This is a genomic window from Neisseria sp. P0014.S009, assembly GCF_051958155.1.
Taxonomy (GTDB): domain Bacteria; phylum Pseudomonadota; class Gammaproteobacteria; order Burkholderiales; family Neisseriaceae; genus Neisseria; species Neisseria flavescens_C.
The window spans coordinates 1-235 of the sequence record NZ_JBQCVS010000271.1 but is presented as its reverse complement, the minus strand read 5'-3'; the positions used below and the strand labels follow the sequence as shown (position 1 = coordinate 235).

Genomic DNA, 235 nt, shown 5'->3' with positions numbered 1-235 from the left:
ACCTAAATCTACACCTGTACGCGTGTAATAAGGATGATTTCCGTAGCGACGCTTTTCTAAAAATGGCATAACAAAACTATCTGTTTTAAAACTTTTATTTTTATAACCAAGACTGACCTTTGCTGTTTGATCATCATAATCATGATTATCCCAATAGCTGACACCGTCGACATCGCTTGAAAGAGCGAAATAATGGTTGTCTTTGAGATTGATATCGCGATCAACGGATAGGGCG

1 protein-coding gene is annotated in these 235 nt (G+C 37.9%); it reads right to left on the bottom strand.

What is annotated here, in order from left to right:
* Positions 1-235: surface lipoprotein assembly modifier (locus ACTHS4_RS12620; RefSeq protein ID WP_440366058.1), on the bottom strand; the 235-nt coding region annotated here is incomplete at both ends.